The 26,320-nt window shown below is 60.4% G+C and carries 23 protein-coding genes; 14 read left to right on the top strand and 9 right to left on the bottom strand.

All coding sequences use genetic code 11. From position 1 onward, the window contains the following. The first annotated feature begins 153 nt into the window (after positions 1–153). From ppsA to E4P00_RS08070, 8 genes are all read left to right on the top strand, one after another. Complete coding sequence (gene ppsA / locus E4P00_RS08105; RefSeq protein ID WP_005790384.1) at positions 154–2,529, top strand: phosphoenolpyruvate synthase; 2,376 nt, start codon at positions 154–156, stop codon at positions 2,527–2,529. A 106-nt stretch (positions 2,530–2,635) separates the two neighbouring features. Continuing rightward, complete coding sequence (locus E4P00_RS08100) at positions 2,636–3,625, top strand: alpha/beta fold hydrolase (RefSeq protein ID WP_248131127.1); 990 nt, start codon at positions 2,636–2,638, stop codon at positions 3,623–3,625. A gap of 229 nt (positions 3,626–3,854) precedes the next feature. Next, positions 3,855–4,346 (top strand): ribonuclease E activity regulator RraA, encoded by a 492-nt coding sequence (rraA, locus tag E4P00_RS08095; RefSeq protein WP_005790380.1) that lies wholly within the window; start codon positions 3,855–3,857, stop codon positions 4,344–4,346. Positions 4,347–4,361: 15 nt separating this feature from the next. Next, positions 4,362–5,357, top strand: coding sequence for a zinc transporter ZntB (locus E4P00_RS08090; RefSeq protein ID WP_005790378.1), 996 nt, complete (start codon positions 4,362–4,364; stop codon positions 5,355–5,357). 86 nt (positions 5,358–5,443) lie between these two features. Then, positions 5,444–5,689 (top strand): hypothetical protein, encoded by a 246-nt coding sequence (locus E4P00_RS08085; protein ID WP_005790375.1) that lies wholly within the window; start codon positions 5,444–5,446, stop codon positions 5,687–5,689. 2 nt (positions 5,690–5,691) lie between these two features. Then, on the top strand, positions 5,692–6,516 hold the full coding sequence (locus E4P00_RS08080) for a mechanosensitive ion channel domain-containing protein (RefSeq protein WP_003193288.1): 825 nt from the start codon (positions 5,692–5,694) through the stop codon (positions 6,514–6,516). A gap of 87 nt (positions 6,517–6,603) precedes the next feature. Next, the gene (gene sigX, locus E4P00_RS08075) at positions 6,604–7,194 is read left to right on the top strand and encodes an RNA polymerase sigma factor SigX (RefSeq protein WP_003193286.1); all 591 of its coding nucleotides are present in this window, start codon (positions 6,604–6,606) and stop codon (positions 7,192–7,194) included. A 107-nt stretch (positions 7,195–7,301) separates the two neighbouring features. Next, positions 7,302–8,282 carry an OmpA family protein gene (locus E4P00_RS08070; protein ID WP_005790371.1) on the top strand — a complete coding sequence of 327 codons (981 nt, stop codon included), beginning with the start codon at positions 7,302–7,304 and terminating at the stop codon, positions 8,280–8,282. A gap of 60 nt (positions 8,283–8,342) precedes the next feature. On the opposite strand, the gene cobA is transcribed toward E4P00_RS08070, so the two are convergent. From cobA to E4P00_RS08030, 8 genes are all read right to left on the bottom strand, one after another. After that, positions 8,343–9,086 (bottom strand): uroporphyrinogen-III C-methyltransferase, encoded by a 744-nt coding sequence (gene cobA / locus E4P00_RS08065; protein WP_032879920.1) that lies wholly within the window; start codon positions 9,084–9,086, stop codon positions 8,343–8,345. Positions 9,087–9,096: 10 nt separating this feature from the next. Then, positions 9,097–11,805, bottom strand: a complete 2,709-nt coding sequence (locus E4P00_RS08060; RefSeq protein WP_248131125.1) for a nitrate reductase — start codon at positions 11,803–11,805, stop codon at positions 9,097–9,099. Then, entirely contained in the window at positions 11,805–12,122 is a 318-nt protein-coding gene (gene nirD / locus E4P00_RS08055; RefSeq protein ID WP_005790365.1) for a nitrite reductase small subunit NirD, read from the bottom strand. The genes E4P00_RS08060 and nirD overlap by 1 nt, the downstream gene beginning before the upstream one ends. After that, positions 12,119–14,572: a nitrite reductase large subunit NirB gene (gene nirB, locus E4P00_RS08050; RefSeq protein ID WP_032879922.1), complete on the bottom strand. Its 2,454-nt coding sequence runs from the start codon at positions 14,570–14,572 to the stop codon at positions 12,119–12,121. The genes nirD and nirB overlap by 4 nt, the downstream gene beginning before the upstream one ends. Before the next feature lie 233 nt (positions 14,573–14,805). Then, on the bottom strand, positions 14,806–16,473 hold the full coding sequence (locus tag E4P00_RS08045) for a bifunctional protein-serine/threonine kinase/phosphatase (protein ID WP_248131123.1): 1,668 nt from the start codon (positions 16,471–16,473) through the stop codon (positions 14,806–14,808). Continuing rightward, a complete protein-coding gene (locus E4P00_RS08040) occupies positions 16,473–17,684 on the bottom strand; it encodes a nitrate/nitrite transporter (RefSeq protein WP_078822055.1) in 1,212 nt (403 codons plus the stop codon). The genes E4P00_RS08045 and E4P00_RS08040 overlap by 1 nt, the downstream gene beginning before the upstream one ends. Positions 17,685–17,829: 145 nt before the next feature. After that, positions 17,830–18,405 carry an ANTAR domain-containing protein gene (locus E4P00_RS08035; RefSeq protein ID WP_005790358.1) on the bottom strand — a complete coding sequence of 192 codons (576 nt, stop codon included), beginning with the start codon at positions 18,403–18,405 and terminating at the stop codon, positions 17,830–17,832. Positions 18,406–18,418: 13 nt separating this feature from the next. After that, the gene (locus E4P00_RS08030) at positions 18,419–19,618 is read right to left on the bottom strand and encodes a CmpA/NrtA family ABC transporter substrate-binding protein (RefSeq protein ID WP_032879926.1); all 1,200 of its coding nucleotides are present in this window, start codon (positions 19,616–19,618) and stop codon (positions 18,419–18,421) included. A 246-nt stretch (positions 19,619–19,864) separates the two neighbouring features. Between E4P00_RS08030 and E4P00_RS08025 the strand changes: the two genes are divergently transcribed. The 5 genes from E4P00_RS08025 (at position 19,865) to E4P00_RS08005 (ending at position 23,110) form a co-directional block, all read left to right on the top strand. After that, a complete protein-coding gene (locus tag E4P00_RS08025; protein WP_348984605.1) occupies positions 19,865–20,776 on the top strand; it encodes a secretin N-terminal domain-containing protein in 912 nt (303 codons plus the stop codon). 15 nt (positions 20,777–20,791) lie between these two features. Further along, a complete protein-coding gene (locus E4P00_RS08020; protein WP_005790352.1) occupies positions 20,792–21,007 on the top strand; it encodes a FliM/FliN family flagellar motor switch protein in 216 nt (71 codons plus the stop codon). Positions 21,008–21,172: 165 nt separating this feature from the next. Beyond that, the gene (locus tag E4P00_RS08015) at positions 21,173–21,556 is read left to right on the top strand and encodes a winged helix-turn-helix domain-containing protein (RefSeq protein WP_032879928.1); all 384 of its coding nucleotides are present in this window, start codon (positions 21,173–21,175) and stop codon (positions 21,554–21,556) included. Beyond that, positions 21,549–22,010 (top strand): transglycosylase SLT domain-containing protein, encoded by a 462-nt coding sequence (locus tag E4P00_RS08010; RefSeq protein WP_279309750.1) that lies wholly within the window; start codon positions 21,549–21,551, stop codon positions 22,008–22,010. The genes E4P00_RS08015 and E4P00_RS08010 overlap by 8 nt, the downstream gene beginning before the upstream one ends. Before the next feature lie 80 nt (positions 22,011–22,090). Next, on the top strand, positions 22,091–23,110 hold the full coding sequence (locus E4P00_RS08005; RefSeq protein WP_005790346.1) for a quinone-dependent dihydroorotate dehydrogenase: 1,020 nt from the start codon (positions 22,091–22,093) through the stop codon (positions 23,108–23,110). Positions 23,111–23,237: 127 nt separating this feature from the next. Here E4P00_RS08005 and E4P00_RS08000 read toward each other — a convergent pair whose 3' ends face one another. Next, on the bottom strand, positions 23,238–23,453 hold the full coding sequence (locus E4P00_RS08000; RefSeq protein ID WP_002553055.1) for a ribosome modulation factor: 216 nt from the start codon (positions 23,451–23,453) through the stop codon (positions 23,238–23,240). Positions 23,454–23,985: 532 nt separating this feature from the next. On the opposite strand from E4P00_RS08000, the gene rlmKL reads away from it, so the two are divergent. Next, the gene (gene rlmKL, locus E4P00_RS07995; protein WP_005790343.1) at positions 23,986–26,250 is read left to right on the top strand and encodes a bifunctional 23S rRNA (guanine(2069)-N(7))-methyltransferase RlmK/23S rRNA (guanine(2445)-N(2))-methyltransferase RlmL; all 2,265 of its coding nucleotides are present in this window, start codon (positions 23,986–23,988) and stop codon (positions 26,248–26,250) included. Positions 26,251–26,320: the final 70 nt, after the last annotated feature.

The raw sequence follows: 26,320 nt of genomic DNA, 5'->3' as shown, positions 1-26,320 counted from the left end.
GCGAATCTTGGATATGATAGGCGCGATTTTGCCGTCCCGCAGTGGGCCGCATTCTCACTTATTTTCCAGGTCCAGGCCACAAGCGCTGGCGTTAGCTCCTACTGAGCAACCCGCGTCCTGAGCTTTTCCAACACAGAAAGTGGAGAGATCACCTTGGTAGAGTACGTAGTTTCCCTCGATAAGCTCGGCGTCCATGATGTAGAGCATGTGGGGGGCAAGAACGCATCCCTCGGCGAGATGATCAGTAATCTTGCAGGCGCTGGTGTCTCGGTGCCCGGTGGTTTCGCCACCACGGCCCAGGCTTACCGCGACTTCCTCGAGCTGAGCGGCCTCAACGCCCAGATCCACGCCGCGCTGGATGCCTTGGACGTCGACGACGTCAACGCCCTGGCCAAGACCGGCGCCCAGATCCGTCAGTGGATCATGGAAGCCGAGTTCCCCGAGAAGCTCAACGAAGAAATTCGCACCGCCTTCGCCACCCTGTCCGCCGGCAACCCGGACATGGCTGTCGCCGTACGCTCCTCGGCCACCGCCGAAGACTTGCCGGACGCTTCCTTTGCCGGCCAGCAGGAAACCTTCCTGAATATCCGTGGCGTGGAAAACGTCATTCGCGCGGCCAAGGAAGTATTCGCCTCGCTGTTCAACGACCGCGCTATTTCCTACCGTGTACACCAGGGTTTCGACCACAAGCTGGTGGCCTTGTCTGCTGGTGTGCAGCGCATGGTGCGTTCGGAAACCGGCACTGCTGGCGTGATGTTCACCCTGGACACTGAGTCGGGCTTCCGTGATGTGGTATTCATTACCGGTGCCTACGGCCTGGGCGAAACCGTCGTACAAGGCGCGGTCAACCCTGACGAATTCTACGTGCACAAGCACACCCTTGAGGCCGGCCGCCCGGCCATCCTGCGCCGCAACCTGGGCAGCAAGGCGATCAAGATGATCTACGGCGACGAAGCCAAGGCCGGTCGCTCGGTGAAAACCGTTGACGTCGACAAGGCCGAGCGCGCGCGTTTCTGCCTGACCGATGCTGAAGTCAGCGAACTGGCCAAACAGGCGATGATCATCGAGAAGCACTACAAGTGCCCGATGGACATCGAGTGGGCCAAGGACGGTGACGACGGCAAGCTATATATCGTGCAAGCGCGTCCGGAAACCGTGAAGAGCCGCACTTCGGCCAATGTCATGGAGCGTTACCTGCTCAAGGAAACCGGCACCGTACTGGTGGAAGGCCGTGCCATTGGCCAGCGCATCGGTGCTGGCAAGGTGCGGATCATCAAGGACGTGTCGGAAATGGACAAGGTCCAGCCCGGCGACGTGCTGGTTTCCGACATGACCGACCCGGACTGGGAGCCGGTGATGAAGCGCGCCAGCGCCATCGTCACCAACCGAGGCGGGCGTACTTGCCACGCGGCGATCATCGCCCGTGAACTGGGGATCCCGGCGGTAGTCGGTTGCGGCAACGCCACCCAACTGCTCAAGGAGGGCCAGGGTGTCACCGTGTCTTGCGCCGAAGGCGATACCGGTTTCATCTTCGAAGGTGAGCTGGGCTTCGATATCAAGCAAAATTCCATCGACGCCATGCCCGACCTGCCGTTCAAGATCATGATGAACGTCGGCAACCCGGATCGCGCCTTCGACTTCGCGCAGTTGCCGAACGCCGGTGTGGGCCTGGCCCGCCTGGAGTTCATCATCAACCGCATGATCGGCGTGCACCCCAAGGCTCTGTTGAACTACGACGGCCTGCCGCTGGACATCAAGGAAAGCGTCGACAAGCGCATCGCCGGCTACAACGACCCGGTAGGCTTCTATGTCGAGAAGCTGGTGGAAGGCATCAGTACGCTGGCCGCGGCGTTCTACCCGAAAAAGGTCATCGTGCGCCTGTCGGACTTCAAGTCCAATGAGTACGCCAACCTGATCGGCGGCAAGCTCTACGAGCCGGAAGAAGAAAACCCGATGCTGGGCTTCCGTGGCGCCTCGCGTTACATCAGCGAAGCCTTCCGTGACTGCTTCGAGCTTGAGTGCCGTGCCCTCAAGCGCGTGCGCAACGAGATGGGCCTGACCAACGTCGAGATCATGGTGCCGTTCGTGCGCACCCTGGGCGAAGCGAGCCAAGTGGTCGACCTGCTGGCCGAAAACGGCTTGACCCGTGGCGAGAACGGCCTGCGCGTGATCATGATGTGCGAGTTGCCGTCCAACGCCATCCTGGCCGAGGAATTCCTGGAGTTCTTCGACGGTTTCTCCATCGGCTCCAACGACCTGACCCAGCTGACCCTGGGCCTGGACCGCGACTCCGGGATCATCGCTCACCTGTTCGACGAGCGTAACCCAGCGGTCAAAAAGCTGCTGGCCAATGCCATCCAGGCGTGTAACAAGGCCGGCAAGTACATTGGTATCTGTGGCCAAGGCCCTTCCGACCACCCTGACCTGGCTAAATGGCTGATGGAGCAGGGCATTGAAAGCGTCTCGCTGAACCCGGACTCTGTGCTGGAAACCTGGTTCTTCCTGGCGGAAGGCCAAGCGTCCGCTTAACGTCACAACGTCAAAAGTGCCGGTCACTCGTGAGGGTGACCGGCATTCTTATCTGTACTGGGCGGGAACTCCTTGCGGACGCCGCCCTTTTTTGTGCAAGAGCATTATGCAAAGCAGCAGCAACCTGTTTCCCGTCGCCTTGATCAGCGCTGAACGTCGTGGCGACCTGAGTGAAGACGTCTACCGGCTCAAGCCCGGCAATAGCCCTGATGGCACCGTCGAGCTGGCGGTTACCCGTTTGGGCCTGGCCGATGTCCCGGAAAACCGGGGCACGCCGATTATTTTATTGCATGGCAGCTTTTCCAATCGGCGCTTCTGGTACTCGCCCAAGGGGATCGGCCTGGGCGCGTACCTGGCGCGCCGGGGTTTTGATGTGTGGATCCCGGAAATGCGCGGCCATGGGCTGTCCAAGCGCAACCATGAGTACGCCAGAAACCGCGTCGCCGATTACGCCCGCTACGATTTGCCGGCCATGGGGGCCTTTGTGCGTGAGCAAAGCGGGCAGGTCCCGCACTGGATCGGGCATTCCCTCGGTGCCACGACCTTGGCTGCGGGCCTGGGCGGGCAACATTTGGGGGCGCCTGAGGTGGCTTCGGTGGCATTGTTCGGCTGCCAGGTCAGCCGCACCCATTGGCCGTTGAAAATTCCACCCGTGGAGTGGGGTACTCGGTTGATCCTCAAGCGCCTTGCCCATGTGTCTGGCCCACGCTTCAAGCGCGGCCCCGAGGATGAGCCGGCGGGAGTGATGATCGAAGCGATGCGCTGGAATGGCCTGTTCGGCCGCTTCGGCGATGCCGAATGTGACTGGTGGAAGGGCTTGGCGCAGATCGATGTGCCGTTGCTCGCGGTCAGCGCGGCGGGCGATCGGCAAGACCCGGACTGGGCGTGTCGCAAGCTCTTCGAGCAGGTCGGCAGCGAGCATCGCCAGTATCTGTGCCTGGGGCGCGAGCAGGGTTTCAGCGAGGACTTCGGGCATGTGCAGATGCTGGTCAGCAAAGCCGCGCAGGCCGAAGTATGGCCATTGGTGGAACGGTGGTTGAACGACCCACTGACACCATTATTCGGGACTCGACCCCAAGTGGCCGCAGCAGTTTGAGCAAACGCTCTACCAAGGGCGTTTCACTCTTGAGTGGTTGCGGCTAAGATATGACGCGCTAGGCGCTTCTGGTCATATTCAGTCGCGCAACGTGTATTGCGTTGCGCTGATGCGGGTCCGATCATGGCGGCTCACCACTGGCAGGCACTTAAAGAATGCCTGTCGCGGCGCGTTTTTCTGATGTACACCGTGGATGTTCGATCTCTTCTTTGACGACAGGAGCTTCTCGATGAACCATTACGTGACCCCCGACCTGTGTGACGCCTACCCGGAACTGGTGCAGGTAGTGGAGCCGATGTTCAGCAACTTCGGTGGCCGAGATTCTTTTGGGGGTGAGATCGTCACCATCAAATGCTTCGAAGATAATTCCCTGGTAAAGGAACAGGCTGACCAGCCGGGCGCTGGCAAAGTGATGGTCGTTGACGGCGGAGGCTCACTGCGCCGCGCGTTGCTGGGCGATCTGATTGCCGATAAAGCTGCGAAAAATGGCTGGGAAGGGCTGGTGATCTATGGTTGCGTCCGGGATGTGGATGTTCTCGCCCAGACCGACTTGGGTGTGCAGGCACTGGCCTCCCACCCGATGAAAACCGACAAGCGTGGCCTCGGTGACCTGAACGTCGTTGTGACGTTCGCGGGTGTGACGTTCCGTCCGGGTGAGTACATCTACGCCGACAATAACGGCGTGATCGTGTCGCCCAGCCCGCTGAAAATGCCTGAATAAACCCAAGGAGTCTGGATGTTCGAGGAAGAGAACGCGCAATGGGGGCTGGTACATGCCCTGGTGCTGGATGGTAAAGGCGGTGCGCGTTCGATTGCCCGGACTGAGCTCGACGATCTGCAGTTGCAACCCCAGGAAAGCCTGTGGCTGCATTGGGATCGCAGCCATCCCCAGACCCAGACCTGGCTGCGCAAATCCAGCGGCCTGAGCGAATTTGCCTGCGACCTGCTGCTGGAGGAGAACACCCGCCCACGGTTGTTGCCGTTGCCCGACGCCGAATTGCTGTTGTTTCTGCGCGGGATCAATCTCAACCCCGGGGCAGAGCCGGAGGACATGGTTTCGGTGCGTATCTTCGCCGCCGCCAATCGTGTGATCTCCCTGCGTTTGCGCCCGTTGCGCGCCACCGATGAGCTATTGGTGCAACTGGCGGACGGCAAAGGCCCAAAAACGGCGTCTGAACTCATACTTTATATGGCTCAGTACCTGACCAACAAAGTGCAGGATCTGGTTACAGGGTTGTCAGAAATCGTCGATTCCGAGGAAGAAAAACTCGATGCCGACGAACGGTATACCCCAGAGCACGGCAGCGTTTTGCAGATCCGTCGGCGCGCGGCCGGGCTCAAGCGGTTTTTGGCACCACAGCGGGATATTTTTGCCCAGCTGACGCGAATAAAATTGGCATGGTTCTGCGATGACGATGCTGACTATTGGAACGAGTTGCACAACAGTCTGACCCGTTACCTGGAAGAGCTGGAACTGGCCAGAGAGCGCGTGGGGCTTGTGCTTGAGGCCGAAGACCGGCGCTTGAGCCTGCGCATGAACCGCACCATGTATCGCTTCGGGATCATCACCGGGATCTTCTTGCCGATGAGTTTTCTCACCGGTTTGCTCGGTATAAATGTGGGTGGCATTCCGTTCTCCGAGAGCCCCTACGGATTCATGATTGCGTGCCTGTTGATGGTCTCGGTGGCCCTGGGACAATGGTGGCTATTTCGACGATTACGATGGGTTTGAGCTGAATATGACCTGAACGTAAGAAAGGGTCGATGTGACCCGATGAATTTTACCCTCGTCTTTTAAATCACTTGCGAGAGGTCTCTATGCACGATCCGTTCGAACAGTCTTTGCGTGACATGCTCAATGCTTCGCCATCCAACCGTGATGACGATGCTTGCCTGGGTCGCGTATTGAAAACCGCCAACCGTCAGGTCGGTGCGGGTGATCTGTTCGGGCTGCTCGGGCGTTGGTTGCCGGCATTGATGATGGCCCTGAACAACGGTTCGGCCCATGTGTCACCGGTTTCGCGCCGTAAACCTCTTGCTCGCACTGCTGATAAGGCTGATTGAATATGGAACTTGATCTCTGGACCCAGAGCCTGGTCACCGCGATGACCGCATTGTGGACCAAGGTTGCGAATTTCATTCCCAACCTGTTTGGTGCCCTGGTCCTGGTGTTGCTGGGCTTTGTCGTGGCCAAGTTGCTCGACACCCTGTTGTCCAAGCTGCTCGCCAAACTCGGGCTGGATCGCCTGATGGCCGGCACCGGTTTGACCAAATTGCTGGGTCGCGCCGGGCTGCAGGTGCCGATTTCTACCTTGATCGGCAAGATCGTCTACTGGTTTGTTCTACTTATTTTTCTGGTTTCTGCAGCGCAATCCCTTGGACTTGAGCGAGTTTCAGCTACGCTCGACATGCTGGCACTGTATTTGCCGAAAGTTTTCGGCGGCGCGCTGGTGTTGCTGGTAGGTGTTTTACTCGCGCAATTGGCCAATGGGCTGGTGCGCGGGGCCGCTGAAGGCGTGGGGTTGGACTACGCGGCAGGCTTGGGGCGAATCGCACAGGGGCTGGTGATCATCATCAGTATTTCCGTCGCGATCAGCCAGTTGGAAGTCAAGACTGACCTGCTGAACCACGTTATTGTGATTGTTTTGATTACCGTTGGTCTGGCCGTTGCACTGGCCATGGGTTTGGGAAGCCGGGAAATTGCCGGTCAGATTCTTGCGGGAATCTATGTGCGTGAGCTATATCAGGTTGGGCAACAAGTGCGTGTGGGCGAGGTTGAAGGGCAGATCGAGGAGATCGGCACGGTCAAGACGACAGTGCTGACCGATGACGGAGAACTGGTTTCGCTGTCCAACCGGATTCTCCTGGAGCAGCAGGTCAGTAGCCGCTAATCCGGCAAACCCTGCTAATGTACGCCGCCGCAAACCCGGGTGACCGGGTTGCAACGGACATTGACCTGACTGCCGGCACGACTTGTTTTGAATAAAGCCCAAACGCTGTCCACGCGCTATGACCCCCGTGAGCTCTCTGATGAGGAGTTGGTCGCGCGCTCGCACACGGAGCTGTTTCACGTAACACGCGCGTACGAAGAATTGATGCGCAGGTATCAACGCACTCTGTTCAACGTTTGTTCAAGGTATTTGGGGAACGATAGAGACGCGGACGATGTCTGTCAGGAAGTGATGCTCAAGGTGCTATATGGCCTGAAGAACTTCGAGGGCAAATCGAAGTTCAAGACCTGGCTGTACAGCATCACGTACAACGAGTGCATCACGCAGTATCGGAAGGAACGGCGAAAGCGTCGCTTGATGGACGCTTTGAGTCTGGACCCCCTTGAGGAGGCGTCTGAAGAAAAGGCGCCGGCACCCGAGGAGAAGGGCGGACTTGATCGCTGGTTGGTGCATGTGAACCCGATTGACCGGGAAATTCTGGTGCTTCGCTTTGTCGCAGAGCTGGAATTCCAGGAAATCGCTGACATCATGCATATGGGCTTGAGTGCTACAAAAATGCGGTACAAACGTGCTCTTGATAAATTACGTGAGAAATTTGCGGGCGAGACTGAAACTTAGTGCGTAGCAAATATCTCTTACGTGTAGGCAAGTTCTGTTAGACTTGTCGCCGAGTTGTCCCCCGGTTTGTGGGACTGCTTTACAATCACCAGATGGGGATTTAACGGATGAAACTGAAAAACACCTTGGGCTTGGCCATTGGTTCTCTTATTGCCGCTACTTCTTTCGGCGTTCTGGCACAAGGCCAAGGCGCAGTTGAAGGCGAGCTGTTCTACAAGAAGCAGTACAACGATAGCGTTAAGCACATCGAAGACGGCTTCAACCCAGGCGCTCGCATTGGTTACTTCCTGACCGACGATCTGTCGTTGAATCTGTCGTACGACAAGACCAACCACACCCGTTCGAACGACGGCACTGGCAACCAGAAGATCAAAGGTGACACTGGCAGCCTCGTTGCTCAGTACCACTTCGGTCAGGCTGGCGTTGATAGCCTGCGTCCATACGTTGAAGGCGGTTTCGGCCACCAGAGCCGTACCAACGTCAAGGCTGACGGCCACAGCGGTCGCGACCAGACCACTTTCGCCACCATCGGTACTGGCGTGAAGTACTACTTCACCAACAACCTGTACGCTCGTGCTGGTGTTGAAGCTGACTACGGTCTGGACAACGGCAAGTGGGACTACTCCGCACTGGTTGGCCTGGGCGTGAACTTCGGCGGTAACGCTGGCGCAGCTGCTCCAGCTCCTACCCCAGCACCAGCTCCAGAGCCAGTTCCAGAGCCAGAAGCTCCGGTTGCTCAGGTTGTTCGTGTTGAGCTGGACGTTAAGTTCGACTTCGACAAGTCGGTTGTTAAGCCTAACAGCTACGGCGACGTGAAAAACCTGGCCGACTTCATGGCTCAGTACCCAGACACCAACGTAGAAGTTGCTGGTCACACTGACTCCGTCGGTCCAGACGCTTACAACCAGAAGCTGTCCCAGCGTCGTGCTGACGCTGTTAAGCAAGTCCTGGTTAAAGATGGCGTAGCTCCTAGCCGCATCACTTCCGTTGGTTACGGTGAGTCCCGCCCAGTTGCTGACAACGCAACTGAAGCTGGCCGCGCTGTTAACCGTCGCGTAGAAGCAGCTGTTGAAGCCACCGCTAAGTAATTAGCCTGGCTTTACAAAAAAACCCGGCTTAGGCCGGGTTTTTTTCGCCTGGAATTTGCCTCAGGCACTGGCCGCCGTCGCCAGGCAAGCCGCCTGCGCAGCACCAGCAACGCTACCAATCACCAGGATAGCCGGGCTTTTCAGGGCGAACGCTTGCGCATCCTCATGCATCCGCGCCAGATCACTGCGGCATTCGCGCTGCTGGGGCAGCGAAGCATTTTCGATCATCGCCACGGGCATGTCCGGGGCCATGCCGCCTTCGAGCAACTGCTGACGAATCTCCTCCAGCTTCGCCACGCCCATGTACACCACCAGTGTGGTTCCACTTTCCGCCAGTGCGCGCCAGTTCAACGCGCTGTCGTCCTGAGTATGAGCAGTGACCAGCGTCACCCCACGGCTCACACCGCGTAACGTCAGGGGAATATCGCAGCTCGTCGCCCCGGCTAACCCCGACGTGATGCCGTTGACCAACTCCACCTCAATGCCACGTTCGCGCAGCCACAGCGCCTCTTCGCCACCGCGACCAAAAATGCACGGGTCGCCGCCCTTGAGCCGCACCACGCATTTGCCCTGGCGGGCATAACGCAGCATCAGGCGATGGATAAAATCCTGGGGCGTGGAGCGGCAGCCACCGCGTTTACCGACGGTAATCACGCGTGCATCGCCGCAGTGTTCGAGCACGGCCGGGTTGACCAGGTCATCAATCAGCACCACGTCCGCTTCATGCAGGGCTCTGACTGCCTTGAGGGTCAGCAACTCCGGATCACCGGGCCCAGCGCCTACCAGCCACACTTTTGCGCTCATGTTGTTCCCCTTACACACTGATGGCGATTGGCTGCGGTTTGCTGGCCAAAAGACGTTTGATTTCCGGCACGCAGGAGCCGCATTGGGTGCCGCAACCCAGTTCCCGTTTAAGTCCATCCAGGTCCAGGCCACGTCCAACGCCCGCACACACGGCGTTTTCGCTGACGTTCTTGCAGTTGCACACAATCTTGTTGCTGGCCGTTGCGGCACCGGGTGGCGCGCTTAAAGGTGCCAACAGCCAGCGTCGCAGTTGCTCGTCGGCGCGGCCTTCCAGCCACAGGCTTTGCAACCAGTGGCGGGCCAGGGTTTCGCCGGCCAGGCGCAGGGCGGTGATACGGCCTTTTTCGATTTTCACGCGCTTGCCGATCGAGCGGCGCGGGTCGTCGTAGGCCATGACCGGACCGTCGTTCAGGCCCAGCAAGTGGTCAATCCGAGTCAACAAATGCAGGTCCGGCGCCTCGGTATGGGCTGCCCGTACCAGCAACGCAGGGCGTTCACGGCCGGCCAGGCTCAGGCTGACGTAGGCAAATTCCTCACACAGCGGGCGCAGCGCTTCGAAATGCTGCTGCACATTGCCTTCGATCAACGCGAACAGCTGCCACGGCAGTTGCACGGCTTCCAGACGCACCCCGCTGTGCTTGAGTTCAGGCTGTTTGGACAGTGGGTCAAACGCCGGTTGGGTGATCACATTGACGCCGCCCTTGAGAAAGCGGTCGCCCCAATGCATCGGCAGAAATGCCTGGCCGGGCCGTACGCTGTCATCGCTGCTGACAGCGACGATCACGCTGCCGCGACGGCTTTTCAGGCTGACCAGGTCACCTTCCTGGAGGCGGTGGCGGCGAAGCTCGTCCGGGTGCAGGCTCAACAGCGCTTCACTGACATGCCCGAACAACTGTGCGGCCGTGCCGGTGCGGCTCATACCGTGCCACTGGTCACGCAGACGGCCGGTGATCAAGGTCAGGGGGAAGCGCGCGTCCCGTTGTTCCTTGGCCGCGCGGTAAGGGTCGGCCACAAACCGCGCCCGGCCATTGTCGGTGGGGAAGATGCCATCGCTATACAGGCGCGCTGTGCCTGTCTGTGCGCCTGTGGGAAACGGCCATTGCTGCGGGCCGAGTTGGTCGAGCAGGCCATGGCTGATACCGGACAAGTCGAGGTCACGCCCTTGAGTGAGCCCCTTGAACTCGTCAAACAGCTGCGCCGGCTGTGCAAAGGCGAACAGGCTGGGCAACCCCGGCCGCAGGCGACGCTCCAGGCGCTGTGCGAAATCTACGGTAATTGCCCAGTCCGCCCGCGCCTCTCCCGGTGGGCTGATGGCGCGGCGTACGTGGGAAATACGCCGCTCGGAATTGGTGACCGTGCCGTCTTTTTCGCCCCAACTGGCGGCAGGCACCAGCAGGTCGGCATAAGTGGCGGTTTCGGTGGTGCGAAAAGCCTCCTGCAACACCACGAACGGGCACGTCGCCAAGGCCGCACGCACGGCGTTCTGGTCGGGCAAGGATTGTGCAGGGTTGGTGCAGGCGATCCACAGGGCCTTGATCTTGCCTGCCTGCATCTGTTCAAACAGTTCGATCGCGGTAAGGCCGGCGGGTGCAGGCAGTTGCTCCACACCCCAATAGGTGGCCACTTCAGCGCGATGTGCCGGGTTGGACGCCTCGCGGTGGCCCGGCAGCAGGTTGGACAGGCTGCCGGTTTCGCGACCGCCCATGGCATTCGGTTGACCGGTCAGGGAAAACGGCCCGCACCCCGGCCTGCCAATGGTGCCCGTGGCCAAGTGCAGGTTGATCAACGCGCTGTTTTTTGCGCTGCCGGCAGTGGATTGGTTGAGGCCCATGCACCACAGCGACAAAAAGCTGCTGGAGGTGCCGACCCACTGCGCACATAGGCGCAACTGTTCGACGCTGATCCCGCACAACTGCGTGACCATCTGCGGCGTGTAGTCATGCACCAGGCGCTTGAGCTCGGCCAGGCCATCGGTGTGGGCCTGGATGAACGCACGATCAATCCAGTCTTCCCACAGCAGCAAATGCAAAATCCCGTGAAACAACGCCACGTCCGTCCCCGGCAAGATTGCCAGGTGCAGGTCAGCCAAATCGCAGGTGTCTGTACGCCGAGGATCAATCACCAGCACTTTCATCTGCGGGCGCTGCGCCTTGGCCTGCTCCAGGCGTCGGAACAATACCGGGTGGGCGTAGGCCATATTGCTGCCGACGATCATCACGCAGTCGCTGTTTTCCAGGTCTTCATAACTGCACGGCGGCGCATCGGCGCCCAGGCTGCGTTTGTAGCCGACCACCGCCGATGACATGCACAGCCGAGAATTGCTGTCGATATTGTTGGTGCCTACCAACGCCCGGGCCAGCTTGTTGAAGCTGTAGTAATCCTCGGTCAATAGTTGCCCCGAGATATAGAACGCCACGCTGTCCGGGCCGTGCTCGGCGATGGTCTCGGCGAACACGTTGGCGGCGTGATCCAGGGCGGTGTCCCAGTCGGTACGGGTACGGGCCAAACCTTTGCCCAGGCGCAACTCCGGATACAGGGCGCGTGCGCTCACGTCGCCGGTCAGGTGCAGGCTGGCGCCTTTGCTGCACAATTTGCCGAAGTTGGCCGGATGGCTCGGATCGCCTTGTACCCCCAGGATCTGCTCGCCGTCATGCTCGATCAGCACGCCGCAGCCCACGCCGCAATAACAGCAGGTGGACGCGGTGGTCTGGCGGTTCATCAACCCGCGTCCCGCAGGGCCAGCATCACCCGGCCGTTTTCTACCCGGGCCTGATGATGGTGGGCGCAGCCGATATCCGGCGCCTGGGCTTCGCCGGACGCCAGGTCAATCTGCCAGTTGTGCAGCGGGCAGGCGACGCGCTTGCCATAGATTAAGCCTTGGGAGAGCGGGCCGCCCTTGTGCGGGCAACGGTCGTCAAGGGCGAAGACTTCGTCGTCACTGGTACGAAAAATCGCGATGTCGCCTTTGGGCCCACTGATGATGCGCGAGCCCAGGGTATTGATTTCATCAAGGGCGCAGATATCCAGCCAGTTCATAGCGACACCTCCAGTTGTTTGACCGGGATAACGTCGAACTCCTTTTTCAGCAGCGGCTGTTCCAGGCGTTCCTTCCACGGGTCCTGTTCGAATGACAGCGAGAACTGCAAACGCTCATTGAGCGCCTGGCGGCGGGCCGGGTCTTCCAGAACGGCCTTCTTGATGTGCTCCATGCCCACCCGTTGCAGGTAGTGCACCGTGCGTTCCAGGTAGAACGCTTCTTCGCGGTACAGCTGCAGAAATGCGCCGTTGTATTCGCGCACTTCATCGGCGGTCTTGAGCTTGACGAAAAACTCCGCGACTTCGGTCTTGATGCCGCCGTTGCCACCGATATACATCTCCCAACCGGAGTCGACACCGATAATTCCCACGTCCTTGATGCCCGCTTCCGAACAGTTGCGTGGGCAACCGGACACCGCCAGCTTGACCTTGTGTGGTGACCACATATTGAACAGGTCATGCTCCAGTTCGATGCCCAGTTGGGTGGAATTCTGCGTGCCGAAACGGCAGAACTCGCTGCCCACGCAGGTTTTCACGGTGCGGATGGATTTGCCGTAGGCATGGCCGGACGGCATATCCAGGTCCTTCCACACCCCTGGCAAGTCCTGCTTCTTGATGCCGAGCAAGTCGATGCGCTGGCCGCCGGTGACTTTCACCATCGGCACGTTGTACTTGTCGGCCACATCGGCGATGCGGCGCAGCTCCGAAGGATTGGTCACGCCGCCCCACATCCGTGGGACTACAGAGTAGGTGCCGTCTTTCTGAATATTGGCGTGGGCCCGTTCGTTGATCAGTCGTGATTGCGGGTCGTCCTTGGCCTCGCCCGGCCAGGTTGAAATCAGGTAGTAGTTGAGAGCGGGGCGGCAGGTGGCGCAGCCATTGGGGGTACGCCAGTTCAGGTAGCGCATGGTGCTGTCGATAGTCAGCAAGTGCTGCTCGCGGATAGCCTGACGGATCTGCCCGTGATTAAGGTCGCTGCACCCACAGATGGCCTTTTCGCTTTTGGGTTTGACGTCAGCCGCGCCGCCCACGGTGTTGATCAGGATCTGCTCAACCAGCCCGGCACAGGAACCGCAGGAGCTGGCGGCCTTGGTGTGTTTTTTCACCTCATCGACGCTGAACAGCCCTTGTTCCTGGATTGCCTTGACGATGGTGCCTTTGCACACGCCGTTGCAGCCGCAGACTTCGGCGCTGTCGGCCATGCTCATGGCTTTGTCCTGGCCTTGATGGCCCACATCGCCCAAGGCGTTCTCACCGAACATCAGGTGATCGCGGATCTCGCCAATTGCATGGTTCTCACGGATCTGGCGGAAGTACCAACCACCATCCGCGGTATCGCCGTACAGGCACGCACCGACCAGGATGTCGTCCTTGATTACCAGCTTCTTGTATACGCCGCCGATCGGGTCGGAGAGGGTGATGGTCTCGGTGCCTTCACCGCCCATGAAGTCGCCGGCAGAAAAGAGGTCGATGCCGGTCACCTTCAGCTTGGTCGAGGTCACCGAGCCTTTGTAAGTGGCAAAGCCCAGTTGGGCCAAGTGGTTGGCGCAGACCTTGGCCTGTTCGAACAGCGGCGCCACCAGGCCATAGGCGATCCCGCGATGGCTGGCGCATTCGCCGATCGCGTAGATGCGCGGGTCGTAGGTTTGCATCGTGTCGTTGACCAGGATCCCACGGTTGCAGGGGATGCCGGACTTCTCCGCCAGTTCGGTGTTGGGGCGGATACCGGCGGCCATCACCACCAGGTCGGCGGGGATGATGTCGCCATTTTTGAATTGCACCGAGCCGACGCGACCATTACCGGCATCATGCAAGGCCTGGGTTTGCTCGCACAGGCGAAACACCAGGCCACGGCTTTCCAGTTCGGTTTGCAGCAACTGGCCGCTGGTCTTGTCCAGTTGGCGTTCCAGCAGCCATTCACCGAGATGCACCACCGTCACGTGCATACCGCGCAGCATCAGGCCGTTGGCCGCTTCCAGGCCGAGCAGGCCACCACCGATCACCACCGCGTGCTTGTGGGTCTTGGCGGTGTCGATCATCGCCTGGGTATCGGCAATGTCGCGGTAGCCAATCACGCCCTGCAAGGTGTTGCCGGGAATCGGCAGGATAAACGGCGTAGAACCGGTGGCGATCAGCAGGCGATCGTACTCGGCCTCGGTGCCGTCTTCGGCGATGACTTTGCGCTTGACCCGGTCGATCTGCACCACCTTGCGGTTGAGCAGTAGCTTGACGTTGTTATCCAGGTACCAGTCGAGGTCGTTGAGCACGATCTCTTCGAAGGTTTGCTCACCGGCCAGCACCGGCGACAGCAGGATGCGGTTGTAGTTGGTGTGGGGCTCGGCGCCGAATACGGTGATGTCGTACAGCTCGCTGCTCAGCTTGAGCAATTCTTCAAGGGTGCGAACCCCGGCCATGCCGTTGCCGATCATCACCAGTTTGAGTTTTTTCATGTCGTTCTCCGCAATGGCTCGACAAATCATGCGCAAACAAAAAAAGGCGTCCCCGCTAGTCAGCTAGCGAGGACGCCTTTGTCCTGGTCCCGTTCTCTCGGGAAGCTCGACCCTTCGACGTTGAAGGGGCGGCTATATGTGGGTTGTTGGAAGACCTAATGCAGCAGCTGTGCCAAGTTGCATACCCCCAGTTTTATTGGGCGTTTAAACAGGAGGGCGGTGGATTTTGCTCGTTAGTGGTGCAGCAGCCAGTACAGCAGCACCAGATTGATCAACAGTGAGGCCACTGCCAGGGTTTGCCAGACCTTCAGCGGCTCGCGCTCCAGCAGCGGCCGTGGCCGCACGCTCAGTTCGCGGCGGTCAGCCTGTTCCAGTACCAGCAGCCATTCTTCGGCAGTTTCATAGCGGTGTGCGGGCAGGGCGGCCACGGCGCGCTCCAGGCTGTGGGGCAACCAATCCGGCAGGTCGGGGCGATAGCGGCTGGCGCTGACAGGCTGGTTGAAACGCGGGCGTTGGAAGGCTTCGATTTCGCCGTAGGGGTAATGCCCAGTCAGCAGGTAATACAAGGTCACACCGACACTATACAAATCCTGTTGCGCAGTAGGATGCTCGCCTGCGAAAGCTTCGGGCGCGATAAAACTCGGGGTGCCGGGCAGTAAGTGGGCACGGTCTTCAGAAAGGCCAGGGCAGTAGGCCAGGCCAAAGTCCAGCACCCGCAGTTCCCCGTCATCGCCCAGCAGCAGGTTTTCCGGCTTGATGTCGCGGTGCAGAATCTGTCGGCGATGCAGCAGGCCCACGGCTCGCAGCAAGCGTTCGGCGATTGACTGCCATTGCGCCAGCGGCAGCGGGCCTTGTTGTTGAAACAGCTGGGCGAGGGTCTGCCCGGGGTATTCGCGCATCACGTAGTACAAATGCTGACGACCACTGGCGGCATGCACCTCCGGAAAGGCACGGCCAGCGACGCGGCGCAGAAACCATTCCTCCGATAACAAGGCTTGGGCGGCGTCGGTGTCATCGTGGCGCAAGGGCAAGGTCTTGAGCAGCCAGGGTTGCCGCTGCGCATCGTGCACGCGGTACAGCAACGATTGCCGACTCTGCGCGAGCACGCTTTGCACCTCCCAGCCTTCAAAGATCTGCCCAACCTTCAGCGGCGGCGGCGTTGGCCATTGCTGCAACTGCACCAAGGCGTCGCCGAGGGTGGCGGCGCCGAGTTGGTCGATGCGCACCAGCAAGGCGCTGGCGTTGTCTTGGCTGCCGGCCAGGTGGGCGGCGCTGACCAGGGTGCTGACGGCCAGGTCGAGGTCGTCTTGCTCACGCAGAATCGCGCCAATGCTGTGATCGCCCAACGTCGCCCACACCCCGTCGCTGAGCAAGAGGAAACATTCGCCCTCGCGCAATTGGCCGTCGAGGAAGTCCAGCACCAGGTGCTGATCCAGGCCAAGGGCGCGTTTGAGTACGTGCTGCATACCCGGCTGTTCCCACACATGGTCTTCGCTGAGGCGTTGCAACTCGCCGTCGAACCAGCGATATGCACGGCAATCACCGACATGGGCCAGCGTGAAGCGTTGGCCGCGAAACACTAGGGCGCTGAGGGTGGTGAGCAACGGTTGCCCACCACCGTTGGCTTGCAGCCAGCGATTTTGCGCGACCAACAGACGTTCGAGCGCCTGGGCCACCCCCCAGGTCTGCGGCGTGGCGTAGTAGTCCAGCGCCAGCGCCTGCAAGGTCGAGCGCGCGGCCAGGCCACCGTCGGCGCATTGGCTGACGCCATCGGCCAATGCGCACAGGTAGCCTTTGCTCGCCGCCAGTTCCGCCATCGGTGTGACCACCCGCAGCGCATCCTGGTTTTCACTGCGTGGGCCAATGGCGCTGGCCTGGGCGACGCTCAGTCGAAGGCTCATCAGACGCGGGCAGCGGTGACCGCAGCCGAGCCCCAGGTGGTTCTCCAGCGGCGCTTGACGCCATGCAGGCCAAACCAGGCCAGCACTCCGAGGCTGGCGAACAACCACAGCGCCAACTGGTAACTGCCGGTGCTCTGTTTGATCGCGCCCATGCCGGCGGCGAGGGCGAAGCCGCCGATGCCACCGGCCATGCCGATCAAGCCGGTCATTACGCCGATCTCACTGCGAAAACGCTGCGGCACCAATTGGAATACCGCGCCATTTCCGGCACCCAGGCCGAGCATGGTGCAGACGAAAAGCGCCAGCGCCGCGTAGGAGCTGGGCAGGTTGAAACCCACTGCGGCAATACAGATCACCGCCACGCTGTACATGCCGAGCAGGGTCTTGATCCCGCCAAAACGGTCGGCCAGGGCGCCGCCCAGCGGGCGCATCAGGCTGCCACCGAACACGCAGGCCGCGGTGTAGTAACCGGCGGTCACCGGGCTCAGGCCGTATTGGTCGTTGAAGTAGCCGGGCAGGGCGCTGGCCAGGCCGATGAAGCCACCAAAGGTCACGCTGTAGAAGAACATGAACCACCAGCTGTCGCGGTCGCCCAGGGCCTTGAAGTAGTCGGCCATGGACTTGGCTTTCGGACGTTGTGGCGCGTTGCGTGCGAGCCAGGCGAATACGATCAGGGTAAGGACCAGCGGAATCAGCGCAAAGCCGAACACATTGCTCCAGCCGAACGCAGCCGCCAGCACCGGTGCCAGCAAGGCGGCAAATACGGTGCCGGAATTACCGGCACCGGCGATGCCCATGGCCTTGCCCTGGTGCTCTGCGGGATACCACTGCGATGCCAGGGGCAGAGCCACGGCAAAGGAGGCACCGGCCATGCCCAGAAACACGCCCAGCAGCAAGGCTTGCTCGTAACTGTGGATCCCCAGCTTCCAGGCGCAGAACAGCGCCACGATCACAATCACTTGGCCTATCAGCCCAGCGGTCTTGGGTGACAGCTTGTCGGCCAACATGCCCATCAGAAAACGCAGGACCGCGCCCGCCAGGATCGGCGTGGCCACCACCAGGCCGCGCTGCTGGGTGGTCAGGTGCAGGTCGGCGGCAATTTGCACCGCCAGCGGGCCCAACAGGTACCAGACCATGAAACTCAGGTCGAAATACAGGAACGCGGCAAACAGGGTCGGGGTATGCCCGGATTTCCAGAAGCTTGATTTCATCACGCACCTCAACGGTTGGGGGTCTGAAACGAAAAAACGCCGCCACCGGGTTCGCGAGGGCAAACCGGGTGGGCGACGTCTTTGTCGTGGAGGGGCAACCGCCGTTGGTTACCTGTGAGGATTCTTTAGCAAGAGCTGAGCCAGATCAGCCGAGCAACTCGCTCATGGCAATAATCTGCTCTGCCACCTGGATCAGTTTCTGCTGGCGACTCATGGCCTGACGGCGCATCAGGGTGTACGCCTCTTCTTCATTACAGCTCTTCATTTTCATCAGCAGGCCCTTGGCCAACTCGATGCGTTTACGTTCGGCCAATTGCAGGTCGCGGGCCTGCAACTGCGCGCGCAGGGCCTGGTCACTCTCGAAGCGGGCCATGGCCACATCAAGGATCGGTTGCAGGCGTTGGGCCTGAATGCCTTCGACGATATAGGCACTGACGCCGGACTTGATTGCCTGGCGCATCACATTCGGGTCATGCTCATCGGTAAACATCACGATAGGCCGGGGCTGGTCGCGGCTGACCAACACCACTTGCTCCATCACATCGCGGCCGGGTGACTCGGTATCGATCAGGATCACGTCCGGGCGCACTGTTTCGACGCGTGCGGGCAGGTCGATGGTCAGGCCGGATTCATCGATCACCTCGAAACCGGCTTCGGTCAGGGCGGCCTTGAGGCGCCCGACCTTGCGCGGGGTGTCATTGATCAACAGGATTCGTAGCATCATTGAGCTCCTGTCAGCGCAGCGCTTGACGGTGGTTGTCATCGCCCAGGGCATTGAGGCGGAAGCTGCGGGCGTAACCGGCGGGGTCGGAGCCGTCCCAGATTTTGCCGTCGATCAATTGACTGCTGCGCATCGGCGCGTCGCCAACGCTGAGGCCCAGCGCATCGGCGGCCTGGCGATACAGTGCCAATTGCTGGACCTGGCAGGCGACGCCGAGGTAGTCAGGGTCTTCACGCAACAAGCCCCAACGCCGGAACTGGGTCATGAACCACATGCCGTCGCTGAGGTAGGGCAAATTCACCTCGCCACCGGCGAAAAAGCGCAAAGCATGGGGATCCTGCCACTGGTTACCCAAGCCGTCCTCGTAATGACCCAGCAGACGCGGCTCGATGCAGTCCAACGGGGCGTCGAGGTAGTCGCGGGCACTGAGCAACTGCGCGGTGGAACGGCGGTTTTCAATGCTCTGTTCGATAAACCGGCTGGCCTCGAGGATCGCCATTACCAATAGGCGGGCGGTATTGGGAAACGCGTCGACGAACGCCTGGGTGCAGCCCAGGACCTTTTCCGGATGATTGGGCCAGATCGCCTGGGTGGTCGCCAGAGTAAAGCCTTGATGATGTTGCACTGCACTGGCACTCCAAGGCTCGCCGACACAAAAACCGTCGATGCGTCCGGCCTGCAGGTGCGCCACCATTTGCGGCGGCGGCACCACCACGCTGTTCACATCCTGCAATGGATGAATGCCTTGGCTCGCCAGCCAGTAATACAACCACATGGCGTGGGTGCCCGTGGGAAATGTCTGGGCGAAGGTCAGTTTTGTCCGGCTTTGGTGCACGTGGCGTTCCAGCGCTTCAGGAGTGACCACTCCTTGGTGTTGCAGGCCGTGGGACAGGTTGATGCTCTGGCCGTTCTGGTTGAGGCCCATCAGTACGGCCATGTCGGTAGGCGCAACGCCGCCGATGCCCAGATGCACGGCATAGATCAGCCCGTACAGCCCGTGGGCGGCGTCCAGCTCGCCACTGACCAGCTTGTCACGCAGGTTGGCCCAGGATGATTGGCGCTTGAGGTTCAGTGTGAGGCCGTAGGGCTGGGCGAAGCCCTGGGTGGCAGCGACCACCAGCGAAGCGCAATCGGTCAGGGCCATGAACCCCAGGTCAAGGCTGCTCTTTTCCGGGGCATCGCTGCCGTTTACCCAAGCCAGCGGATCGTTCATCAATACCTGCCTTTTCTGAAAAAAAAGCGTCGTTTCCCGGCTTGGCGTGACAGGCCATTGCCGGGTAACGACGCCTTTGTCCGTAGGCCCGCGCCGCCTTTGGTGCGGGCCTGATACAAAGTGCGAAGCAAGGCACATGCCACGGGGGCGTGGTGCAGTCTGCCGTCAACTTTCCATCATGATTGAACCTCTTGCGCCTCGCAGTATGGCCGCTTCTTCAGGCCAGATCGCCCAGGAATACCCACGGTGCACACTGATTCCCCGAACCCCATGAACTGCCGCTGGCTGCACTGCGGGTTACTGTGTGCCGCCCTGTTGCTGGGTAGCCGCGCAGCCTGGGGCCAGGCGTACCAGGCACAGGATGAAAGTTTGCATACTTTCTTTACCGCGCTGTCGGGGCCATTGGGCCTGCCTGTGGTCACCAGCCGTGCGGTGGCGCGCAGGCGCATCAGCGGAACCTTCGACTTTGCAGCGCCGCAACGGGTCCTGGAAACCCTCGCTGGGCAGCAAGACCTGATCTGGCACCGCAGCGGGCAAGTGGTGCATCTCTACACCGCCGATGAGGTGCGTAGTTCTGCGGTGGTGCTGCGGCATATCTCAGTCAATCGGCTGCGCGGCATCATGCGGCGTGCGGGGCTGGATGAGCCGCGTTACCCATTGCGTGAGAGCGGGGCACGTACGTTCTACGTTTACGGGCCACCGAGCTATGTCGATCATGTCTTGCGGCTGGCCAGCCTGATGGACCAGCCACGCCGCAAGCAGCCCGAAGGCGCAACGGCATTCGGCGTTGTCCAGGTGATCAATGTAGCTGTTCAGGACCGCCAGCAAGGAGAGGGTGCCAATAAGGTCCGCGTACCGGGTATGGCTGCCATGATCGAAGCCCGGCTATCCCCTGAGCAGAAAGGCCAATTGGCAGACGGTAGCCTGGTGTTGGTGGCCTATTCGGATACCAACAGTTTGTTGATCAAGGGCCAGCCTTCCCAGGTGAGTCTTATCGAAAAACTGGTGGCGGAGCTGGATAGCGCCACGGTCCAGGATGACGTTTCGTCAGGCCCTGACCCATTACCGCCACCTCCCGCGCCTGCGCAATTGAGCACAGCACAACATGAGCGTGTGCAGCGTGCGTTCCTGCGCACCGATCGTGAGTTTTCCCCATGAAAAAGGCGTTTGTCCATGCACCTGGAAATACTGCTGCAGGAGCAATTGATCAGCCGCAAGCGTTTGGCTGCGTTCGCACCGGGGAAGGTGCTGCCTCTGGATCCAGGGGCGACTCGATGTGTGGAGGTACGGGTCAATGGGCAACTGATGGCGTTGGGTGAGCTGGTGCAACTGGAGGATCGGCTGGGGGTTGAGTTGCAGGAGACGTATCAGGAATGGCTACCCCAATAAGTGCGTCAGGAGAATTGTCTGACCGAAAGTTTCCAAAAAAGGGCGCCCGAATGGGCTTTGTCCTAGCGCGAGCCGTAGGCCGGTTTTTTATAGTCGTGACATTGGCAGGTGAGCCGGTACGGAAACTAAGGATGTGAATGTCAGTAGTAAAAAGCAGAGGTGCGTATGGCCGTCGTGATTGATGAATCGACGACCTCCCTGGTCTTCGCTCGCTGGACCTTGCATGGCGATGGCCGGTTGACGGGCGGCGATGCGGATATTCAGTTGCCGCCCAAGGAGTGGCATGTGCTGCGATTGTTGCTGGCCTCCGGTGGCACGCTGATGACCAAGGATCGCCTGCTGGAGCTGGCCTGGCCCCGGGGAGAGGTGGCCGATGAGTCACTGACGCGCTGTATCTATTCCCTGCGCAAACATTTGAGGGCCGACAAAGGGTTTATCAAGACGATTTATGGCAAGGGGTATCGCTTTACGTGCCCGGTGCGGGTGGGGGAACCACCACGGGGTGTCGTGCATGTGTGCTCTGTGTGTGGCCAGGCCAGCAATGCTTAAGGTTTGGAGCGTGGTACTGCTGCTCAGTGGGCTGATGGGCAGTCACCAGGTACTGGCCTATTGCTGGGACGAGGCGGCCAGCCGGTACGATCTCGAACCGGAACTGTTGCAGGCTATCGCTGATGTCGAATCGGGTTCGCGTGCGCAGGCGATCAACTACGCCAACCGCAATGGCACGCGTGATATCGGCTTGATGCAGATCAACAGCATCCACCTGCCGCGTTTGCTCAAACAGGGCATTACCGAGGAGCGGTTGTTGAGCGAACCTTGTTTGTCGGTGCAAGTCGGTGCCTCGATTCTGGCCGAGTTTATTCAGCGTTTCGGCTACAACTGGATGGCGGTGGGTTCCTACAATGTTGGACCGGGCCCTGGCTCGCAGCGTGAGGCGTTGCGCCAGCGCTACGCCGAAAGGATCTGGGTGCGTTATCAGGCGTTGATTGCTCAGCGCCGATGAGCGCAGCACGCCTCGCATGAGTCCCGCCACCCCGGCTATAATCGCGTCACCTTTTGCCGCCATCCGAGTCTAGCCCGCCCATGTATACCTTGGCCCGCCAGCTGTTGTTCAAACTCTCCCCGGAAACCTCCCACGATCTGTCCCTGGACTTGATCGGTGCCGGTGGCCGCCTGGGGCTCAATGGCCTGGTATGCAAGGCTGCGGCGAAAGTGCCGGTGTCGGTGATGGGCCTGGATTTTCCCAATCCGGTCGGCCTGGCAGCCGGCCTGGACAAAAACGGCGCGGCCATCGACGGGTTTGCACAGTTGGGGTTCGGCTTCGTTGAAATCGGCACCGTGACGCCACGGCCACAGCCGGGAAATCCCAAGCCACGCATTTTCCGCCTGCCGGACGCAGAGGCGATCATCAATCGCATGGGTTTCAACAACCTCGGCGTCGATCACCTGTTATCGCGGGTTCAAGCGGCAAAATACACAGGCATCCTCGGGATCAATATCGGCAAGAACTTTGACACGCCGGTGGAGCGTGCAGTGGACGATTACCTGATCTGCCTGGACAAGGTTTACGCCCACGCCAGCTACGTCACCGTCAACGTCAGCTCGCCCAATACCCCGGGCCTGCGTAGCCTGCAATTCGGTGACTCCCTCAAACAACTGCTCGAAGCCTTGCGCCAGCGTCAGGAAGACTTGGCCGTGCGTCATGGCAAGCGCGTACCCCTGGCAATCAAGATCGCCCCGGACATGAGCGATGAAGAAACCGTACTGGTGGCCCAGGCCCTGGTGGATGCGGGCATGGACGCAGTGATTGCGACCAACACCACCCTCAGCCGCGTGGGCGTCGAGGGGCTGGCCCATGGCGACGAGGCGGGCGGCCTGTCCGGCGCGCCGGTACGGGACAAGAGCACCCATATCGTCAAGGTGCTGGCGGCCGAGTTGGCCGGGCGTTTGCCGATCATCGCGGTGGGCGGTATTACCGAAGGCAAGCACGCGGCCGAGAAGATCGCGGCTGGCGCCAGCCTGGTGCAGTTGTACTCCGGCTTTATCTATAAGGGGCCGGCGTTGATTCGCGAGTCGGTGGATGCCATCGCTGCCCTGCGCTGACAATCTGCCAGGCAATAAAAAGGGCTCCATAAAGGAGCCCCTGGGCCGAAGCCCGCCGCCCGGATGGGGCGCGCGTGGTTAAGTCGTTACTCATTCAAAGATGTGTGTCGGAATAAAATGCCCCTGATTAGCCGACGGCGTGAAGTTCGTTGAGTCTGTGGATGCCCGCAGTGCCAGTCATACCGTCCCAATTGTCGCCGCGTCCTTCTCGCCAGCCGTTGATCCAGGCTTGGCGTACCGACGGTAGAGTAAATGGGCAAAGCTCACGGGATTTTCCATGAACGCCATATTGATATCCGCGTAAAAATGCTCTTTCCAACGGATCACGCTTAAGTCTTCTCATAGGGTGTTTCCCTCACTTGTTGACTGTCTAGATATCCTTCGGCCTTGTCCAAGGCCGGGCAGAGTTTTTCTGCCGTTGGTGGGCTCGCTGCCGGCGTGGCGAGCCGATGTGTCGGCGTCGTTACGGCGCCAACCTGTGTTGAGTTCTAACCAATAGGTCACATGTATTCAATGATCGTTTTGTCATAAGCACGTAACGATAACGATGCTATAGCCATAAGCTGGGATGGTTTTTCGCCCCTTTTATGCAGCAAAGCCAGCTATGATGTGCCCTGCACAGCGAAGCGGGTTAATCCTTTAGTGAGAATGCCCGCCTGTTGCAGTCGGTTATTATTCGACGAAGGGTCTGAATATTTCCTTTTGTTGCTTCACATTGTTTCTCTGCCCCGTCAAACAAGGCTCAACGGCCCGGAAAGCGGGGTGGGACGGCACATTCGTGCCACGCGAGCACTCTTCAAGAAAAGTGCTTGATTGAAAACCGAGCCGGCGATGCGTCGCCCGTTCATTTATTGCTGAAAAGCCTGGAATGCCCCATGTCGGACCGTTTTGAACTCTTCCTCACTTGCCCCAAGGGCCTCGAAGGCCTGCTGATCGAGGAAGCCGTCGGGCTTGGCCTTGAGGACGCCCGCGAGCACACCTCGGCCGTTCGCGGCATGGCCGACATGGAAACCGCCTACCGCCTGTGCCTGTGGTCACGCTTGGCCAACCGTGTGCTGCTGGTACTCAAGCGCTTCCCGATGAAGGACGCCGAAGACCTCTACCACGGCGTGCTGGATATCGAATGGGCCGACCACATGGTTCCCGACGGCACCCTGGCGGTCGAGTTCAGCGGTCACGGCTCGGGCATCGACAACACTCACTTCGGCGCGCTGAAGGTCAAGGATGCGATCGTCGACAAGCTGCGCACCCCAACCGGCGAGCGTCCATCCATCGACAAGATCAACCCGGATCTGCGCATTCACCTGCGCCTGGACCGTGGCGAAGCGATCCTGTCCCTGGATCTTTCCGGCCACAGCCTGCACCAGCGTGGCTACCGCCTGCAGCAGGGCGCGGCACCGCTGAAGGAAAACCTGGCAGCGGCGATCCTGATTCGCGCCGGCTGGCCACGCATTGCAGCCGAAGGCGGCGCGCTGACCGACCCGATGTGCGGCGTCGGCACCTTCCTGGTTGAAGGCGCGATGATCGCCGCCGACATGGCCCCCAACCTCAATCGCGAGCTGTGGGGTTTCACCACGTGGCTGGGTCACGTCCCGGCGCTGTGGAAAAAGCTGCACACCGAGGCCAGCGAGCGTGCGGCCATTGGTATGAACAAGCCACCGCTGTGGGTCCGCGGTTACGAAGCCGACCCGCGCCTGATTCAACCCGCCCGCAATAACATCGAACGCGCCGGCCTGAGCCACTGGATCAAGGTGTACCAAGGCGAAGTGGGCACGTTCGAGCCGCGCCCGGACCAGAACCAGAAAGGCCTGGTGATCTGCAACCCACCCTACGGTGAGCGCCTGGGTGACGAAGCCAGCCTGTTGTACCTCTACCAGAACCTCGGCGAGCGCCTGCGCCAGGCCTGCATGGGCTGGGAAGCTGCGGTGTTCACCGGCGCGCCGGACCTGGGCAAGCGCATGGGCATCCGCAGCCACAAACAGTATTCGTTCTGGAACGGCGCGTTGCCGTGCAAATTGCTGCTGATCAAGGTCAACCCGGATCAGTTCGTCACCGGCGAACGTCGCACGCCGGAGCAGCGCCAGGCTGAGCGTGAGCAAGCGGCTTACGACCAGGCGCCGACCGAGCCCGTTGAGCGCCAGTACAACAAGAACGGCAACCCGATCAAGCCAGCCCCGGCCCCGGTGGTCGAACAGGCGCGCTTGAGCGAAGGCGGGCAGATGTTTGCCAACCGCCTGCAAAAGAACCTCAAGCTGCTGGGCAAATGGGCCAAGCGCGAAGGGGTGGATTGCTATCGTGTGTATGACGCCGACATGCCTGAGTACTCCATGGCGATCGACCTGTACCACGATTGGGTACACGTGCAGGAATACGCGGCGCCAAAATCCATCGACCCGGAAAAAGCCTCGGCGCGCATGTTCGACGCCCTGGCAGCGATTCCCCAGGCCCTGAACGTCGACAAGAGCCGCGTGGTGGTCAAGCGTCGCGAGCGTCAGAGCGGCACCAAGCAATACGAACGCCAGAGCGCCCAGGGCAAGTTCACCGAGGTCAGCGAAGGTGGCGTGAAGCTGCTGGTCAACCTCACCGACTACCTGGATACCGGCCTGTTCCTCGACCACCGCCCGATGCGTATGCGCATCCAGAAAGAAGCGGCCGGCAAGCGCTTCCTCAACCTGTATTGCTACACCGCCACCGCCAGCGTCCATGCTGCCAAGGGTGGAGCGCGCAGCACCACCAGCGTCGACCTGTCCAAAACCTATCTGGACTGGGCGCGTCGCAACTTCTCCCTCAATGGTTTCTCCGACAAGAACCGCCTGGAGCAAGGTGATGTCATGGCGTGGCTGGAGGCCAGTCGCGATGAGTTCGATATGATTTTCATCGACCCGCCGACCTTCTCCAACTCCAAGCGCATGGAAGGTATCTTCGACGTGCAGCGTGACCACGTGCAGTTGCTCGACCTGGCCATGGCACGCCTGGCGCCGGGTGGCGTGCTGTACTTCTCCAACAACTTCCGCAAGTTCCAGTTGGAAGACAACCTCAGCGAACGCTATGCGGTCGAAGAGATCAGCGACAAGACCATCGACCCGGATTTTGCGCGCAATGCGAAGATCCACCGGGCCTGGAAAATCACTGCCCGCTGATTAATATCAGCAGTTCTGAATGCGCTGAGTATCCAGTGTGGGAGGGGGCTTGCTCCCGATAGCAGAGAAT

The sequence above is a fragment of the Pseudomonas sp. B329 genome, assembly GCF_023127835.1.
GTDB lineage: Bacteria > Pseudomonadota > Gammaproteobacteria > Pseudomonadales > Pseudomonadaceae > Aquipseudomonas > Aquipseudomonas synxantha_A.
The sequence above is the reverse complement of the archived record's forward strand: the minus strand, read 5'-3'. Positions and strand labels throughout refer to the sequence as shown.